General features: G+C 63.8%; 13 protein-coding genes. 4 read left to right on the top strand and 9 right to left on the bottom strand.

Translation table 11 applies throughout. From position 1 onward, the window contains the following. Positions 1–63: 63 nt before the first annotated feature. Together B5E65_RS03645 and B5E65_RS03650 are read right to left on the bottom strand one after the other, a co-directional pair. The gene (locus B5E65_RS03645; RefSeq protein WP_087170422.1) at positions 64–612 is read right to left on the bottom strand and encodes an ECF-type riboflavin transporter substrate-binding protein; all 549 of its coding nucleotides are present in this window, start codon (positions 610–612) and stop codon (positions 64–66) included. Positions 613–679: 67 nt separating this feature from the next. Beyond that, entirely contained in the window at positions 680–1,534 is an 855-nt protein-coding gene (locus B5E65_RS03650) for an SAM hydrolase/SAM-dependent halogenase family protein (protein ID WP_206406274.1), read from the bottom strand. Positions 1,535–1,746: 212 nt separating this feature from the next. Here B5E65_RS03650 and B5E65_RS03655 point away from each other — a divergent pair, with 212 nt between their 5' ends. The 3 genes from B5E65_RS03655 (at position 1,747) to rbr (ending at position 5,761) form a co-directional block, all read left to right on the top strand. After that, positions 1,747–3,126, top strand: a complete 1,380-nt coding sequence (locus B5E65_RS03655) for an MATE family efflux transporter (protein WP_087170424.1) — start codon at positions 1,747–1,749, stop codon at positions 3,124–3,126. Between the two features lie 155 nt (positions 3,127–3,281). Continuing rightward, positions 3,282–3,659, top strand: coding sequence for a Fur family transcriptional regulator (locus tag B5E65_RS03660; RefSeq protein ID WP_087170615.1), 378 nt, complete (start codon positions 3,282–3,284; stop codon positions 3,657–3,659). Further along, positions 3,656–5,761, top strand: coding sequence for a rubrerythrin (rbr, locus tag B5E65_RS03665; RefSeq protein ID WP_343286384.1), 2,106 nt, complete (start codon positions 3,656–3,658; stop codon positions 5,759–5,761). The genes B5E65_RS03660 and rbr overlap by 4 nt, the downstream gene beginning before the upstream one ends. Positions 5,762–5,816: 55 nt before the next feature. On the opposite strand, the gene B5E65_RS03670 is transcribed toward rbr, so the two are convergent. From B5E65_RS03670 to B5E65_RS03690, 5 genes are read right to left on the bottom strand one after another with little or no spacing between them, the layout of a single operon-like run. After that, the gene (locus B5E65_RS03670; RefSeq protein ID WP_087170425.1) at positions 5,817–6,800 is read right to left on the bottom strand and encodes a hypothetical protein; all 984 of its coding nucleotides are present in this window, start codon (positions 6,798–6,800) and stop codon (positions 5,817–5,819) included. Beyond that, positions 6,797–8,281: an HlyD family efflux transporter periplasmic adaptor subunit gene (locus B5E65_RS03675; protein ID WP_087170426.1), complete on the bottom strand. Its 1,485-nt coding sequence runs from the start codon at positions 8,279–8,281 to the stop codon at positions 6,797–6,799. The genes B5E65_RS03670 and B5E65_RS03675 overlap by 4 nt, the downstream gene beginning before the upstream one ends. An 11-nt stretch (positions 8,282–8,292) precedes the next feature. Continuing rightward, positions 8,293–9,147, bottom strand: coding sequence for a carbohydrate ABC transporter permease (locus tag B5E65_RS03680; protein WP_087170427.1), 855 nt, complete (start codon positions 9,145–9,147; stop codon positions 8,293–8,295). Further along, positions 9,141–10,028: a carbohydrate ABC transporter permease gene (locus B5E65_RS03685; RefSeq protein ID WP_164488801.1), complete on the bottom strand. Its 888-nt coding sequence runs from the start codon at positions 10,026–10,028 to the stop codon at positions 9,141–9,143. The genes B5E65_RS03680 and B5E65_RS03685 overlap by 7 nt, the downstream gene beginning before the upstream one ends. Next, on the bottom strand, positions 9,994–12,288 hold the full coding sequence (locus B5E65_RS03690) for an ABC transporter substrate-binding protein (protein WP_087170429.1): 2,295 nt from the start codon (positions 12,286–12,288) through the stop codon (positions 9,994–9,996). Before B5E65_RS03690 ends, B5E65_RS03685 begins: the two co-directional genes overlap by 35 nt. 147 nt (positions 12,289–12,435) lie before the next feature. On the opposite strand from B5E65_RS03690, the gene B5E65_RS03695 reads away from it, so the two are divergent. Then, positions 12,436–12,744: a response regulator gene (locus B5E65_RS03695; protein ID WP_158098507.1), complete on the top strand. Its 309-nt coding sequence runs from the start codon at positions 12,436–12,438 to the stop codon at positions 12,742–12,744. 1 nt (position 12,745) lies between these two features. Here the strand turns inward: B5E65_RS03695 and B5E65_RS03700 are convergent, their stop codons facing one another. Further along, positions 12,746–14,329 (bottom strand): hypothetical protein, encoded by a 1,584-nt coding sequence (locus tag B5E65_RS03700; RefSeq protein ID WP_087170431.1) that lies wholly within the window; start codon positions 14,327–14,329, stop codon positions 12,746–12,748. 30 nt (positions 14,330–14,359) lie between these two features. Next, entirely contained in the window at positions 14,360–14,983 is a 624-nt protein-coding gene (locus B5E65_RS03705; RefSeq protein WP_087170432.1) for a hypothetical protein, read from the bottom strand. Positions 14,984–15,090: the final 107 nt, after the last annotated feature.

The following is a 15,090-nucleotide window of genomic DNA, read 5'->3' on the forward strand; positions in this document are numbered from 1 at the left end:
GTCCTCTCCCACAGCTTTTCCCTTTTGGCAAACACGGCAGGCCGCGCTTGCCGGGGGACCGGATTACTCCTTGTCCAGAGAACCCTTCTTGGCGATGGTCTTGCAGTAGGCAGCCACCAGCAGGGCGCCCACGATCACAGCGGTCAGGCTGTTGGCAATGGCAGCAAACACGCCCTGAGAATAGACCTTCTCAATGGGCTCGGCATAGATCAGCACGTCCAGGCTGGGGGCAACCACGATCCAGGCGATCACGTTGGCCAGCACGTTGAAGCCGGCGAACAGGGCCACCTTCTTCTTGCCGAAGTCGCCCTCGTTCAGGGCCAGCTTCTTGGCGGTCAGGCCCACGATCACGCCCACCAGAGCGGAGGCGATGACCCAGCTCCACCAGGGGCTGCCGCCCCAGGACAGGTCGATCAGGGTGTGGCCGATCAGGCCGATCAGACCGCCGGCAACCGGGCCGTACATGGCGGCCAGCATGCCCAGGATGGCGTACTGCAGGCTGATGTTGGTGTTGGGGATACCGCTGGGGATGGCCACGAAACGGCCCAGAACGAAGAACAGGGCTGCGCCGATGCCGACCGCCACAACGGTCTTGATGGAAAAATTCTTCATAGCGTACAACTCCTCACACAATGAAAGATGTATATTGCCACAGAGCCAGGGCTCTGCCGGGCCGGGGTTATTCGTAGACGATGCGGGGCGCCTTGCGCAGGGTGATGCGCCAGGTGATGCCGGTGCCGATGTTGTAGGCCTTGGAGAAGCTGCCCTGGTTGATGGCCACGGCCACGCAGTCCAGGCTGTTGATGTACAGCAGCGGTTCGCCCACGTTCACATCCGCAAAGCTCTTGGCGTAGACCATGATGTTCTTGTACAGGGTGCGGGTGTCGTTGGTGATGGTCACCTCTACCCGGCCGCCGTGCTGGATGCCCAGCTGGGCGAACAGTTCCCGGGAGATGTTGGTCCACAGAGAGCCGAACCGCACGTCCAGCACGTCGATGGTGCCGGTGACGGTTTCCTCTTCCCTGCGTGCCTCGATGACCGGCAGCTCGATGACGCTGTCCACCGGCACGGCGGGGCCCACCTGCTCAAAGGTGATGATACCGGAGGCAAGGCGCGCACCGGTATAGGCGTAGATGTCCCGCCCGTGGAAGGTGTAGCTCTCGCCGGAGTTGGGCAGCCGGTTGATGCTCTCATCGATTACCCGGGCTTCCACGATGCCGCACATTCGCTTGATGTGGGTCAGGGTGCCGTTGTCCGGGGTGATGATGTACTGCCCCTCGGCGGTCTTGACGCCGATGCTGCGCCGGGTGGAACCCACGCCGGGGTCCACCACGCTGACAAAGACGCTGCCCTTGGGCCAGTAGCTTACGGTCTGGATCAGCCGGTAGCTGGCTTCCCAGATGTCATATTGCGGAATGTCGTGGGTCAGATCAAAGACGCGCAGCTCCGGGCAGACACCCTGGGCCACACCGTACATGGCGCTGACCGCGCCGTCCGCATAGCCGAAATCGGACTGAAGAATCAGGGGATTCATGATTTGCCTCCCAGTTACGGCGGGCAGCGGAAACCATCCGCCGCGTTTCGCCGCAAAATTACACTTTAGTATACGCTTTTACCGAATGGATTGTCAAGACGCCGCGGCGGGCGTCTTGACCGGATTTTCCGCTATGCCTTGCATGACGGGGCGCAAACACGTATAATAGGTAAAGTTGTCTTATTTTGCGGTGTTAGGGGGAGGTTTCTGCAATGGCAAGAACCGTGGAGCCCATGACCAGCGGTACCATCTGGAAACGGATGGTCTTTTTTGCGTTTCCGCTGTTTCTGGGCAATCTTTTTCAGCAGCTGTACAATACGGTGGACTCGCTGATCGTGGGCAATTTTCTGGGCAGCAGCGCCCTGGCCGCGGTAAGTTCCTCCGGCAGCCTGATCTTTATGCTGATCGGCTTTCTGAGCGGCATCGCCGGCGGCGCGGGCGTGGTGATTGCCCGGCTGTACGGCGCCGGGGACTCCGCCGCTGTGCAGCGTGCCGTGCACACCACCACAGCGTTCGGCCTGGTGGCCGGTGTGATCATGACGATACTTGGCGTGACCTTCTCGCCCCAGATCCTGATCTGGATGGGCACACCGGAAAGCGTGCTGCCCCAGTCGGTCAGCTACCTGAGCATCTATTTTTCCGGCTCGCTGTTTTTTGTGATGTACAACATTCTGGTGGGCATCCTGCAAGCGGTGGGCGACAGCCGCCATCCTTTGTACTACCTGATTGTTTCCTCGGTGGTCAATCTGGTGCTGGACGTGGTGTTCGTCGAATTCGTACACACCAACGTGGGCGGCGCGGCGCTGGCCACCGTGATCTCCCAGGCGATCAGCGCGCTGCTGTGCCTGTGGCACCTGATGCGCAGCCGGGAGGCCTACCGGCTGGATCTGCGCAAGCTCTGCTTTGACCGCTACTATTTAAAAGAGATCATCCGGATCGGCCTGCCCTCCGGTGTGCAGAACTCCATCATTGCCTTTGCCAACGTACTGGTGCAGTCCAACGTGAACTCGTTCGGTGAGATGGCGATGGCCGGTTACGGCGCCTACGCCAAGGTAGAGGGCTTCGGCTTCTTGCCCATCAACAGCTTTACCATGGCGCTGACCACCTTTGTGGGCCAGAACCTGGGCGGCAAGGAATACGAACGCACCCGCAAGGGGGTACGCTTCGGGGTATTGGCGGCGGTGTCGCTGGCCGAGGTGATCGGCGTTCTGATCTTTATCTTTGCCCCGCAGCTGATCGCCGCCTTTGACTCCACGCCGGAGGTGGTGCGCTTTGGCACCGACAAGGCCCGCACCTCGGCGCTGTTCTACTGTCTGCTGTCGTATTCCCATTCCATCGCGGCGGTGCTGCGCGGCGCGGGCAAATCCATGATTCCCATGCTGGTGATGATGGTGTGCTGGTGCCTGATCCGGGTGACCTTCCTGATGATCACTGTGCCGCTGACCCACAGCATCCAGATGGTGTACTGGGTCTATCCCCTCACCTGGGGGCTGAGTTCGCTGGCGTTCTACTGGTACTACACCCACGGCAACTGGCTGGACTTCCAGATAGCCCAGCAGCGCTATCCTATGCGCGACGGAGAAAACGAGTAATATTTTTCCAAGAATTTGTGACCGCTCTGCAGTTTTGTGACTGCCGGGCGGTCACATTTTTTGTTTTATCCGACATTTTTAGTACATACCTCTTGACTTTGCACAAAAACAAGCTATACTATCATTAGAATCATTCTAAATTGGTGTTGATGTTTGTGACTGAATACGGAAAGAAAATTCTGGAGATTGTGGAGAATTCCCGCAGCCACATGACCGCCGAGCAGATTTTTGAACAGCTGCGGCAAAGCTGCCCCCAGGTGGTGCTGGCCACGGTGTACAACAACCTGAACCGCCTGTGGAAAGAGGGCCGTATCCGCAAGGTATCGGTGGAGGGCTCCCCCGACCGGTACGACCGGATTTTGCGCCACGACCACCTGGTGTGCAAGCGCTGCGGCCGGCTGCTGGATGTTGACCTGGGCGATCTGACCGCCCAGCTGGAGCGGCAGGTGGGATTTTCCATCCTGGCCTACGATCTGAAACTGCTGTACCTGTGTGAGGAGTGCAGAAAAGACCAACAAGAGAAAGGAACGTGAACAAACTGGAACATCTGCCCTTATCCGTCCGCGTGCCCATTGAGGCGGACAATCCCAGCATCCTGCGCTGGGAGGAAAAATGCATCCGGTGCGGCATGTGCAAAGAAGCCTGCACCAACCTGATGGGCGTACACGGAAGCTACACACTGGAGGAAACCGGCGGCAAGGCGATCTGCATCTATTGCGGGCAGTGCGCCAATGTCTGCCCGGTAGACAGCATCACCGAACGGGGCGAGGTCCCCGCCGTGCGGCAGGCGGTGGCTGACCCGGAACGTGTGGTGGTGGTAAGCACCTCCCCGGCGGTGCGTGCCGCCTTGGGCGAGGAATTCGGCATGGAGCCCGGCGCTTTTGTGGAGGGCAAAATGGTGGCGCTGCTGCGGGCGCTGGGCGTGGACTACGTGCTGGACACCAACTTTGCCGCTGACCTGACCATTGTGGAAGAAGCCAGTGAGCTGATCCGGCGCATTACCCAGGGCGACCGGCCGCTGCCGCAGTTTACCAGCTGCTGCCCCGGCTGGGTGCATTTTGCAGAGATCTACGCGCCGGAACTGCTGGAGCACCTGTCCACCGCCAAAAGCCCGATCGGGATGCAGGGCCCCACCGTAAAGACCTATTTTGCCCGGAAGATGGGGCTGGATCCCCGGAAGATCATGCATGTGGCCCTAACCCCCTGTACTGCCAAAAAGTTTGAGATCCGCCGGGAGGAGATGCACGCGGCCGCCGATTACCACGGCGTGCCCGGCATGCGGGATACCGACCAGGTGATCACCACCCGGGAACTGGCCCGCTGGGCCCGGGATGCGGGGGTGGACTGGAACGCGCTGGAGGATTCGGCCTACGATTCCCTGATGGGCAAGGCCTCGGGCGCGGGTGTGATCTTTGGCAACACCGGCGGCGTGATGGAAGCCGCCCTGCGCACCGCCTACGAATACCTGACCGGCGAGAAAGCGCCCCAGGCTTTGCTGGAACTGGCGCCGGTGCGCGGGTACGAGGGCGTACGGGAGGCGCAGGTGACCATCGGCGAGCACACCCTGCGGGTAGCGGTGGTATACGGCACCGCCAACGCCCGGAACTTCCTGGCCCGCATGAAAGAAAGCGGCAAGCAGTACCATTTTGTGGAGGTCATGGCCTGCCCGGGCGGCTGCATCGGCGGCGGCGGGCAGCCCAAGGACCTGATGAAGAACGCGGACGAGACCCGCAAGAGCCGGATTGCCGCCCTGTACCGGCGGGACGAGGCCATGACCCTGCGCACCAGCCACGAAAACCCGGAAATCCAGGAGGTTTACGCGGCGTTCTATGGCCGTCCGCTCAGCGAGATGGCGGAAAAGATGCTGCACACCCATTATCAGGACTGCAGCAGCCTGATTCAGAAACGGCCGGACGCGGCCCCGCGCCCGGAAACCACCAACCCCACCATGAAAGGAGAAACCACCATGAGCAAATGGAAATGCAAGATCTGCGGCTACATCTACGAGGGCGAGAGCCTGCCCGAAAACTTCACCTGCCCGGTCTGCCGCCAGCCGGCCTCCGCCTTTGAGAAGATCGAGGAGGCCCCGGCCAAGGGCGCCAGCAAGTACGCCGGCACCCAGACCGAGAAGAACCTGGAAGCCGCCTTTGCCGGCGAGTCCCAGGCGCGCAACAAGTACAGCTTCTTTGCCTCTGTGGCCCAGAGCGAGGGGTACGAGCAGATCGCGGAGCTGTTCCTGAAAACGGCCGAGAACGAGAAGTCCCACGCAAAGATGTGGTTTGAGGAACTGCACGGTATAGGCAGCACCGCCGAGAACCTGCTGCATGCCGCCGAGGGCGAAAACTACGAGTGGACCGACATGTACGACGGCTTTGCCAAAACCGCCGAGGAAGAAGGTTTCCCCGAACTGGCCGCCAAGTTCCGCCTGGTAGCGGCTATCGAGAAGCGCCACGAGGAGCGCTACCGCGCCCTGCTGCACAATGTGGAGACTGCCCAGGTGTTTGCCAAGAGCGAGGTGAAGGTTTGGGAGTGCCGCAACTGCGGCCACATCGTAGTGGGTACCGCCGCACCGGAGGTCTGCCCCACCTGCCTGTATTCCCAGAGTTTCTTTGAGATCCACACCGACAACTATTGATTCGGTAAACGCATAAACGAGCCGCCGCGGGTTCAGCCTGCGGCGGCTCGTTTGTTTATTTTACCTGGTCTGTACCGCGCAGGCGGCAGCGCAGCACCTCGCACAGAACGGTCTGAAACACAGCCAGCCCTGCCTGGGCCAGCAGGCCGGTTTTTACCGGCAGGTCCCGCCCCAGGCAGGGGGCGGCCAGCCAGGCGGTGCCCTGTTCCCGCAGCTGCTGTGCCAGCCGGCCCCACCAGGCAAAATCGCTCCACCGGGAGGGGGTAAGCCAAGCGGGCCAGAGGGCCAGCAGCACGGGCAGGGCCAGCGCCGCCGCCAGCAGCAGGGCAAAACCGACGGCATCCCGCCGCCAGAGTGCCTGCCGCCTGACCGCCCGCCACAACGCCGCGGCCAGCACCCCCGCCGCAAAGAGCAGCGGCAGCCAGGCCAGCAGCCGGGCCAGAAAAGCCGCCGCGGCAGGCCAAAGGGTCCAGTCCGGTGCGGGCAGGTCCGCCTGCTGGCGCTGTTCCTCCGCCCAGGCGGCGGGGTCCTGCCAGGTTTCCCCGACGGTGGGCAGTTCCACGGCGGTATACGAGGCTGTGGGGTCCGGCAGCAAGGCCAGGCAGTCCTCCCCCGGGAACACGCCCCGCACGGTATAGACAGTTTCGCCCCGGGAAAGGGTCAGCCCCACCGCATCCTCACTGCCGAACAGCGCCCAGGCCAGCGCGGCGGACACGGCACAGCCGGTTTCATCCAGTGGGGCGGGCAGCGCGCCGGTCTGACAGACGGGGTCCCACACCAGGGCCGGGTCTCCCTGGTAGGTGATCAGGGTTGCCTGCGCCTGCCGCCAGCCCGCCGTGAGAATATCCTCCGTCTGGCCCCACAGGGTCAGCCCGGGCTGTTTTTTTCGGGCTTCGGCCGCTGTTTCATCCGCCAGCGCCTGCTGCCAGCGCAGGCTGATGCTTGTGCTCTGCCGGGCCAGGGCATCGGCGTTTTTCATGCCCGTGATGGTGAGCAGCAACAGCACCAAAGCCAGCAGCGCGGTTATCAGCCGTCTCATTCTTCCACCCTCACCGATGTGCCGGGGCTGACCGGACGGGTGGAATCGGTGATCGCCCCACTGCTTATTGTGCCCTCCACGGCGGCGTACTGGCTGCTGCTGTCCACCTCCAGCACCGTTACCGGCACCCGGCGGGCGGTATAGGCTATGCCAAAGGCGGTGCTGCTTTCCTCCACCGTGAGCACATAGCTGCCCTGGGTGTCCTGCCGGATGGCCGAGGCCGGCAAGACCGTGCTGTAGGCCGTGCGGGAAAACACCAGCCGGGCCTGGGCCGTACCGGCGGTGAAGCCCGCAGCGGTTTCGGGCAGGACGGCGGTCACCGAGGCCGTGCCGGCCGTTTCATCGGCAGCGCTCACCGTGCGCACCGTCGCTTCGGTCTGGCGGCTGCCCTGGGTCAGGGTGACTGTCTGCCCGGCTGTGAGCTGTTCCGCCTGGGCGGCCGGCAGGGTGAACCGGGCCAGCAGTTCGCTGTCCGCTTTGGCCAGGCGCAGCACATCCCCCTCCGGGCAGGGCTGGCCCTCGGTCAGATCGCACCGCAGCAGCTGGGTGTCCCGAGGGGCGGTGACCAGACCGTCCTCGTCGAGCAGGCTGCGCAGCAGGGCGATCTGTTCCCTGGTATCCGCCATCTCCAACTGAAGCGTCTGCGCCTGGGCCGCGTTGCTCTGGGCGGTGAGGGCGGCGCTGGCCTGGGCCTGAGAATAGGCGGTATTGGCCTGCGCCAGCGCGCTCTCGGCGTTTTCCACGCTGCGCCGGGCCGAGAGCAGAGAATCCTCCCGGCTGGTTTCCGCGTCCTGTACCGCCTGGCGGGCGGCAGCCAGCGTGGCCTGCGCCTCGTCCACCGCCTGCCGGGCGGCGGCCAACTGTTCCTCGGTAGGCGGCGGGTCGGTCTGGGCCTGCAATTCCTGCAGGGTTTTTTCCGCTTCATCCAGGGCGGACCGGGCGGCCGTACAAGCGGCATTGGCCTCGTCCACCGCCGCGCGGGTGCGGGTATCGGTGCGGGTGTAGTCCTCGTTGGCCCGGTCCAGGCTCTGCTGAGCCGCGGCCACCGAGCTGCCGTCCGGATCGGTGGAGGCATTCAGCTGATCCAGCTGGGCCTGCTGCTGGGCAAGGGCAGCCTTTGCTTCGTCCAGGGCGTCCTGCAGTTCTTCCTTATCCAACTGCAGAATGGCTTCTCCCCCGGTCAGGGACTGCCCGGCAGCGGCATACAGGGCCTGCACCGTGATCCCGGCGGGCAGGGCAAGGCTCTCCCCCTCCCCGGCTGTCACGGTGGCGGTGGTCTCGGCCTGCTGCACAATGGCGCCCTGGGTGGGGGTGGTCAGGGTCACGACCGGCATCGCGGCCCCGCTGACCCCGCGGGCCACCAGCGTAAACACCAGCATAGCGGCGAAAAACCGCACCGCGTACCGGCCGGCCCGCTGGTTCTGCCAACCGGCCGCCAGCCGCCGGCCCCACGACCGTATCCAGGTTTTCACTTGTTCCATGGGGCGTTTCCTCACATTCCCTCGTTGATCGAAGCGGCAAGGCCGATACCCTGTTCCAGGTATTTGCGGCCGGTCAAGAACAGCAGCAGCGGCGGGGCCAGCATCATCAGGCTGGCCACCATCGCCAGGCCAAGATCCCCGGCCGTGATGTTGGACAGATACAGGCTCAGCGGCCAGTTGGCCTTGTCTTTCAGAAACAGCATCGGCTGCTCGATGGCGTTCCAGGCTTCGATAAAGCCCAGGGTGGCCGCGCTCAAAACCGCGGGCAGCCCCAGCGGCAGACCCACCGACACAAAGCAGCGCAGCGGCCCCGCGCCATCCAGCGCGGCCGCTTCCAGCAGGCTCTGCGGCACCGCGTCAAACCCTTTTTTGATAATGAACACCGGAAAGGCCGAGAACACACCCGGCAGTATCACCGCCCAGGGGGTATCCATCAGGCCCAGACGGTCCAGCACCAGGTAGTTGGGCACCATGGTGATCTGAAAAGGCAGCACCATCAGCACCAGGTATGCTCCGTACAACACCCGCCGCCCGGGAAACTCCAGTTTGCTGAACGCCCAGGCCGCCGGGGCCGCCACAACCAGCTGCCCGGCCACCTGGGGAAACGCCAGCTTGCAGGCGTTCCAGAACATGGCAAAAAAGGTGGGTGTGTCCAGCAGCAGCTGTACCAGCGGCTGCAGCGTGGGCCAGCTGGGCAGCAGACACCATACAGCGGGTTCGCGGCTTTCACTTTGCAGGGCCGGGCCGATGGTGGCCAACAGTTCATCCTCAGGGGTAAGGGCCCCCATCCCCATAAACCAGAGCACCCACCAGGTGAACAGAGCCAGCAGGGTGAGCGCCAGCAGGCAGGCGATTCGTTTCAGCATAGGTTTTTCCTTTTTCGATAGCGGCGGACAGCCAGACACACACCGGCCACCGCCAGCATTCCGCCCACCAGAAGCACCGCCGCCGCGGTGATGCGGCCCAGTTCCAGATTCAAGAACCAGTTGTTGAACAGATGCTGCAGCAGGTACATGCTCTCGTGAGGGTACTGCCCCGCCACGAGGTAGGCTTCCCGGAACACCTTGAAGCTGTTGATCAGGCTGAGCAGCGCGGTCAGGTACAGGGTGGGGCGCAGGCCCGGCCAGGTGATCCAGCGGAACACCTGCCAGCTGTTTGCCCCGTCCACCGCGGCGGCCTCGTACTGGGCGGGCGGGATACGGTCCAGCCCGGCGGACCAAAGCACCAGGTCATAGCCGCTGTTTTTCCACAGATAGGTAGCGATCAGCACCCAAAAGGCCTCGCCGGTGCCCATAAAATCCACCGGGGCGGCCCCCAATGCGGCCAGCAGGCTGTTGACCAGCCCGTTTTGTGCAAACAGCACCTTCCAGAGCAGCACAATGCTGGCTACCGGCACCGCCAGCGGCAGAAGAAAGCTGGTCTGGAACAGCTGCCCGTGCCGCCCCGCCGCCCGGGCCAGCAGCGCCATGACCAGGCTAACAGCCAGCAGCGCCGGGATACAGACGCAGAGAAACCGGGCTGTATTCGCGGCGGCGGTGTGGAACGCCCGGTTGGTCAGCACCGTCTGGTAGTTGGCCAGCCCAAGAAAGCGCCGCCCCGCCGCGTCGGTAAAGCTGCGGCGGATCACCTCCAGAAACGGCAGCAGGTAAAAGACCGCCGTACCCAGCAGGCTGGGGGCCAGCAGCAGCGCCGCGGCGCGCCATCCGGCCCGCTTATTCCTGTTCCGCCAGATACAAGTTGAGCGCATCCTCCACCCCCGTTCGGGCCTGTTCCAAGGTGACATCGCCCGCGATCAGGGCGTTTGCATTCTGCAAAAGGGCATCCCGGACGGTATCGTCCGGCTGGGTGACCGGCGTTTGCAGCGCGTCGATCAGCGCCTGCACATTCTGCCGGGCTTCGGGGTCCGGGCAGTTGGCCTCGATGCTGCTTTGCAGCGCGTCGGCCCGCACCGGCATCCCGTCCTGCTGCCAGGAGGCCTGCACCTCACTGCCGAACAGAATGGCGACAAATGCCCCGGCTTCCTCCGATGCATCGGCGCAAACGGCCGCCAGCGTGCGGGGTGTGTAGGCCCCCTGCACAAGCCCCGGGCGCTGTATCAAAGAAACGCCCGCCCGGTCTTTGCGGACCGCCGTCAGGTAGGAGGGGGTGAGCATTTCCTCCCAGGCCAAAAGGGCGTTGCCGGTGGAAAAGCACTCGTAGCTGCCGTCGCCATAGCTCACGCTCTGCCCCTCGCTGCCGCTGGAGATCACCCCGTTTGAAAGCAGGCCCTTATAGTCCTCCATGCCGTAGTAGCGGCCCACCTGCTGCACAAATTTCAGCACAGCTTCCACCGCGTCCCCGTTCGCACCGTCCTCGGTCAGGGCGGCGGCGCTGCTGCCCAGCACAAAGTCCAGCAGCTGTTCCACGCTGACAAACCCCAGGCCGTAGGGCGGTTCCAGCTGCTCATAATATCCGGCGCTGGTGTAATCCCAGGCGGGGCGGGCGGGCAGCTGCAGCAGGTACTCTGCCAGCGCGTCCAGGCTGTCCAGCCCTGCCAGGTCCTCCGGGGCCCCGCAGAGCACCGGCACCGAGAACCGGGCCGGAAGTACAAACACGCCCTCCTGCTCCCGGAACGGGTCCACCAGATTGCTTTGCAAAGCGGACAGGTCCACCCACTCACTCAGATCGGCCAGAAGCCCCTTGTCCCGGTAGGCCTGCCAGTCCAGCCCGTCCAGGATCAGCACATCCGGCCCGGAACCGGCCAGCAGGGCGGTGTTCAGCGCGGAGAGGGCGTCCTCCCGGGTGGTGGCGCCGTCCTCCACTGCCACCTGATAGGTCACGGTAAGGCCGGGGTTCTGCTGCTCGTATACTTCGATCGCCGCCCGCACCGTATCGTTGTTTTCCAGGCTCCAGACGGTGAGGGCGGCGGTGCTCTCCTCCGCCGGGGCGTCGGCGTCCCAGTAGTAGCGATAAAGATGGGCGGTCATGGCATCCTGCCCGCCCTCCAGGCTCACTGTCAAGAAGCTTCCGTCGGCGCAGCAGGTCAGACCCATAACGACCGCCTCGCTCCGGGACAGGGCGGTGGACGCCCCGTCTACCACCAGTTCTGCTAGGTCACCGCCCTTGGCCACCCGATAGATGCCCTTGGAGGATGCATAGTAATAGTTTCCTTCTGCGTCGGCGCAGGCGGCAAAAGCGGCGGCGGAGGCATTGGGCAGGCTGTCAAATACACAGGCCGTGGCTTCATCTGCATCGGTGCGCAGCAGTTGAACGCCGGTATCCATATAAGCTAGGCTGTAATAAGCTCCCAGCTCGGTGGGATCCGCCGCCATGCCGGAAATAATGCTGCCCTGCAGGGTATTGGTCAGGGCGGTCAGTCCTTCACAGGCGCCGGTGGCCAGGTCCAGTTTCCAGGGGCTGGTGGTTTTCATCATGCCGTTTTCATCCACCAGAACGGCGGGCGCATCCGCGCTGGCCGGGACCAGGCTCATGCCCAGCAGCAAAAGCGAATCCCCGCCCAGCGGGTAGGCATCCGAAAGCTGCACAATGTTTTCCGGCAGGGTGACCGGGTCCAGGACGCCGGTCTCCGGGTCCAGCGTCCAGTAGCTTTCTTTGCGCTGGCCGTTATCTTCCTTCACGGCGGTAACAAAGCAGCCGCCGTCCGGCAGCATGCGGCACACCCCGAAGGACTCCGCCCCGGCCGGCTGCCAGTCCACGGTAATCTCCTGCCAGGTGGCCCCGTTGTCGGCGCTTGTCAACAGGTGCAGCGTATTGTCCGCCCCCGCTTCCAGCATCCGCACCGAGCCGTCCGCCAGGGTCACCGGCGTTTTATAGCTGCGGGCGTTTTCATCCGGCGTGACCTCTTCTTCCCGCCAGGCGCCGGTGGTGGAGACCGCGCTGTCCGGTTCAAAGGTATCCTGCCCGCCCACCGAAGAGGCGGGCGTTTTTCCGCAGCCTGCCAGCGCGGCGGTCAATACCGCGGCCAGCACACCGGCCGCGATCCGTTTTATGATGTCTGTTCGATTCATGATCTGACCTTCCTTTCCGCCCAAAGCGGGAGTATGGTTCTGAGTATACAAAGGAAAGCTGAAAAAATCCTGGAAAGCAGGCGGGCGGCTTTCCAGATTTCTTCAAGGAAACGGGTGTATAATACAATAGGAAAAGGAGGCACGATCATGCGGATCTTACTGATCGAGGACGACGCGGCCCTGTGCACGGTGCTCGTTCCGGTATTGGAAAAGGCGGGGTTTGGCTGCGATGTGTGCGGCCGCGGCCCCGAGGGTCTGGCGCTGCTGCGGCAGAACCCTTACGATGCGGTGGTGCTGGACCGGATGCTGCCGGGCATGGACGGGCTGGAGCTGCTGCGTGCCGCCCGGCGGGCCGGATGTTCGGTGCCGGTGCTGCTGCTTACGGCGCTGAGCCGGGTGGAGGACGCGCCGGGCGGCGGCGCAGTGTTTTATCTGGAACTGCCGGTGGACCGGTAGCTCAGCTCTGTTCCGCCAGCCGCAGGGCGGCGGCCTCTTTCACCGCCTGGCAGGCGGTTTCGGGGGTAAGCTCCCCGTCGTACAGGCGGGCGGCGGCTTCCCGGGCCGCGGCTTGCAGCACCGTATCAGGGATCACAGCGGTGAGGGAATCCAGCACCGCGTTTTCGCCGTTGGTGACCGTAAAGGGGTCGGTCTGGCGCACCCGGTCCAGGGCGGCGGCCAGGCCGCTTTCGGTGACCGGCAGCGCGTCCAGGCCGGCGGCGCTCTGCACCGTATCCGAGAGCATCAGCTGCAGGAAGTCCAGCGCCAGGGTCTGGTTTTCGCCGTTTACCGGCAGCGCGGCTGCGCAGAGCGGTTCCAGCGCGCCGGTGCCCTCCACGCCGGGCATCGGATACAGGGTCACTTCACCGGGGGCGGAGCCTGTCAGGCTGCCCTCCTCGTCCCGCTGCAGCAGGCTGAACGCGGTGGCCTGCACGGCGCTGCCCCAACCTTCGGCAAACCAGCGGCCCTCGCCGTTCCAGAAGTTGTTCAGGGTACCGGCGGAATATCCGGCGGCATAGAATTCGGCGTTTGCCGCGCCCTCCATCTCCGGTTCTTCGCCCGCGGTACTGGCCTGGATGGTCTTGGCCCCGGCGGCACGGGCGATGCGGTTCAGCTGTTCGGTAAATTCGGTATAGGCGTCCGGCTGGAACTGCCCGTCCCGCCAGATGGCGTCGGCGCTGGCCGGGTAAAACAAATCAAATATCTGCTCATACAGAGAACTGGAAAACGCCAGGCAGGCATTCGCCTCTCCGCTTTGCTCCATGGCGTCGGCAATGCCGGACAGGGAGAGCAGCCGGTCGTCCACCGTATCCGGGCGGCCGCCCACGATGTAGGCCCGCATCCCCATGGGCACGGCGTACAGCCCGTCCTCCCGGGTGTAAGCGGCCAGAACGTTTTCCCGCACGGCGCTCCAGTCGGCCAGGCCGGTCAGATCGGTGAGCAGCCCCTGCCGGATCAGCGAATCCCCCGCCAGGCCGTCCAGAATCAGCAGGTCGGGGCCCGTGCCCGCCAGCAGTTCGGTGTTCAGCTGCCGGATCACGTCCTCCCGGGTGGCGCCGGTGCCCTCCGCATTGGTCATGCCTACCGTATACTCGATCCGGGTTTCCAGGTGAAGGTTGTTCCATTCCGCGATGGCCTGCCGTACCAGGGCGCTTTCTTCCAGAGAATAGACGGTCAGGGTGTTCTCCACCGTCTTGGCCGGGTCGTACACGTAACGGCAGAGGGTCTGCCCGCCGCCGCTCTCCACCAGCAGCCAGAGCGCACCGTCCGAAGCCGCGCAGCCGGTAAAGGCGCTGGTTGACTCGGGGCCCCAGGCATAGTCGCTGCCATGCATCAGGATTTCCCGGGTGTCCCCGGACAGGGTATAATGGGAGAGGATGCGTTCCTGCTCGTTTTCATAAGAAAGGTGATAAAAGCCCTCCCCTTCCCAGTCCGGAAAAATGGTACCCATGGGCAGGGTCAGGCTGCTGGCTTTCTCCATCTCCGGCAGGGTATACGCCGGGGCATAGCCGTTGCTTCCGGCCCACGCATACCCATTGCGCACGGCGCTGGCATAGAAGCTGGCCCCGCTGCCCTAAGCTGACGGTTCATACTGGTTGACCAGTTTGCCCTCGGTGCTGAACACCGCCCAGTGGCCATTGTTGGCCGAGACAAAGACCCAGCCCTCGCTGACCCCGTCCAGCGTGCAGAACAGGCCATCGCCAAAATTGCCGGTCAGCAATTCACAGCCGGTGAAATCCACCGGGATGGAGACCAGCGCACCGTTCTCCACCCGCCACAGCCGGAAAGGGGTATCCTCCGGCTGGGTATTTTGTTTGCCGGCCAGCAGGTAGAGGGTTCCTGCCTCGTCGGCGGCCATGCTGACCCTGTAGGCGCCATCCGCACAGGCAGCGGCCAGTTCTTCATCCCAGGGCAAAGGCTGCCCGGTGACCGTGCCGTCCGGCTGGACGATATAACCGGACGCCCCGCCCTGCCAGCCCTCCTGCCGGTACAGGGCTTCCACCGTGGACGCGCCATAGAGGGTGACGCTGCCGTCCACGTTGGGGAAGATCCCGGTGCAGTAAAAATCCGGATCGGGCAGCGGGATACGCTGCTCCACATAGCCGCCGGACACCGTTTCCTCCTGGGGAACGGCCCGGCCGCAGCCGGTCAGCAGCACAGCGGCGGCCAGAACCGCCGCAAAAAGTTTTTGTTTCATACCTTGCCTCCTGTCGTGTTGTGTACACAGGATATCAGGGAAAAATCTAAATCCGGTCTAAAATGGGCTTTAGACAGAAAATAGACCCGGCTTTTTTATACTACTAT

Origin of the sequence: Gemmiger sp. An120, assembly GCF_002160955.1 — a bacterium.
Taxonomy (GTDB): Bacteria; Bacillota; Clostridia; order Oscillospirales; family Ruminococcaceae; genus Gemmiger_A; species Gemmiger_A avium.

Excerpts from the sequence above, each read along its gene's own strand:
- B5E65_RS03685 (WP_164488801.1), bottom strand. The coding sequence starts at position 10,028 with ATGCGCTCAACTTGTATCTGGCGGAACAGGAATAAGCGGGCCGGATGG.
- B5E65_RS03645 (WP_087170422.1), bottom strand. The coding sequence starts at position 612 with ATGAAGAATTTTTCCATCAAGACCGTTGTGGCGGTCGGCATCGGCGCA.
- B5E65_RS03690 (WP_087170429.1), bottom strand. The coding sequence starts at position 12,288 with ATGAATCGAACAGACATCATAAAACGGATCGCGGCCGGTGTGCTGGCC.
- B5E65_RS03650 (WP_206406274.1), bottom strand. The coding sequence starts at position 1,534 with ATGAATCCCCTGATTCTTCAGTCCGATTTCGGCTATGCGGACGGCGCG.
- B5E65_RS03675 (WP_087170426.1), bottom strand. The coding sequence starts at position 8,281 with ATGGAACAAGTGAAAACCTGGATACGGTCGTGGGGCCGGCGGCTGGCG.
- B5E65_RS03670 (WP_087170425.1), bottom strand. The coding sequence starts at position 6,800 with ATGAGACGGCTGATAACCGCGCTGCTGGCTTTGGTGCTGTTGCTGCTC.
- B5E65_RS03695 (WP_158098507.1), top strand. The coding sequence starts at position 12,436 with ATGCGGATCTTACTGATCGAGGACGACGCGGCCCTGTGCACGGTGCTC.
- B5E65_RS03705 (WP_087170432.1), bottom strand. The coding sequence starts at position 14,983 with ATGAAACAAAAACTTTTTGCGGCGGTTCTGGCCGCCGCTGTGCTGCTG.
- B5E65_RS03655 (WP_087170424.1), top strand. The coding sequence starts at position 1,747 with ATGGCAAGAACCGTGGAGCCCATGACCAGCGGTACCATCTGGAAACGG.
- B5E65_RS03680 (WP_087170427.1), bottom strand. The coding sequence starts at position 9,147 with ATGCTGAAACGAATCGCCTGCCTGCTGGCGCTCACCCTGCTGGCTCTG.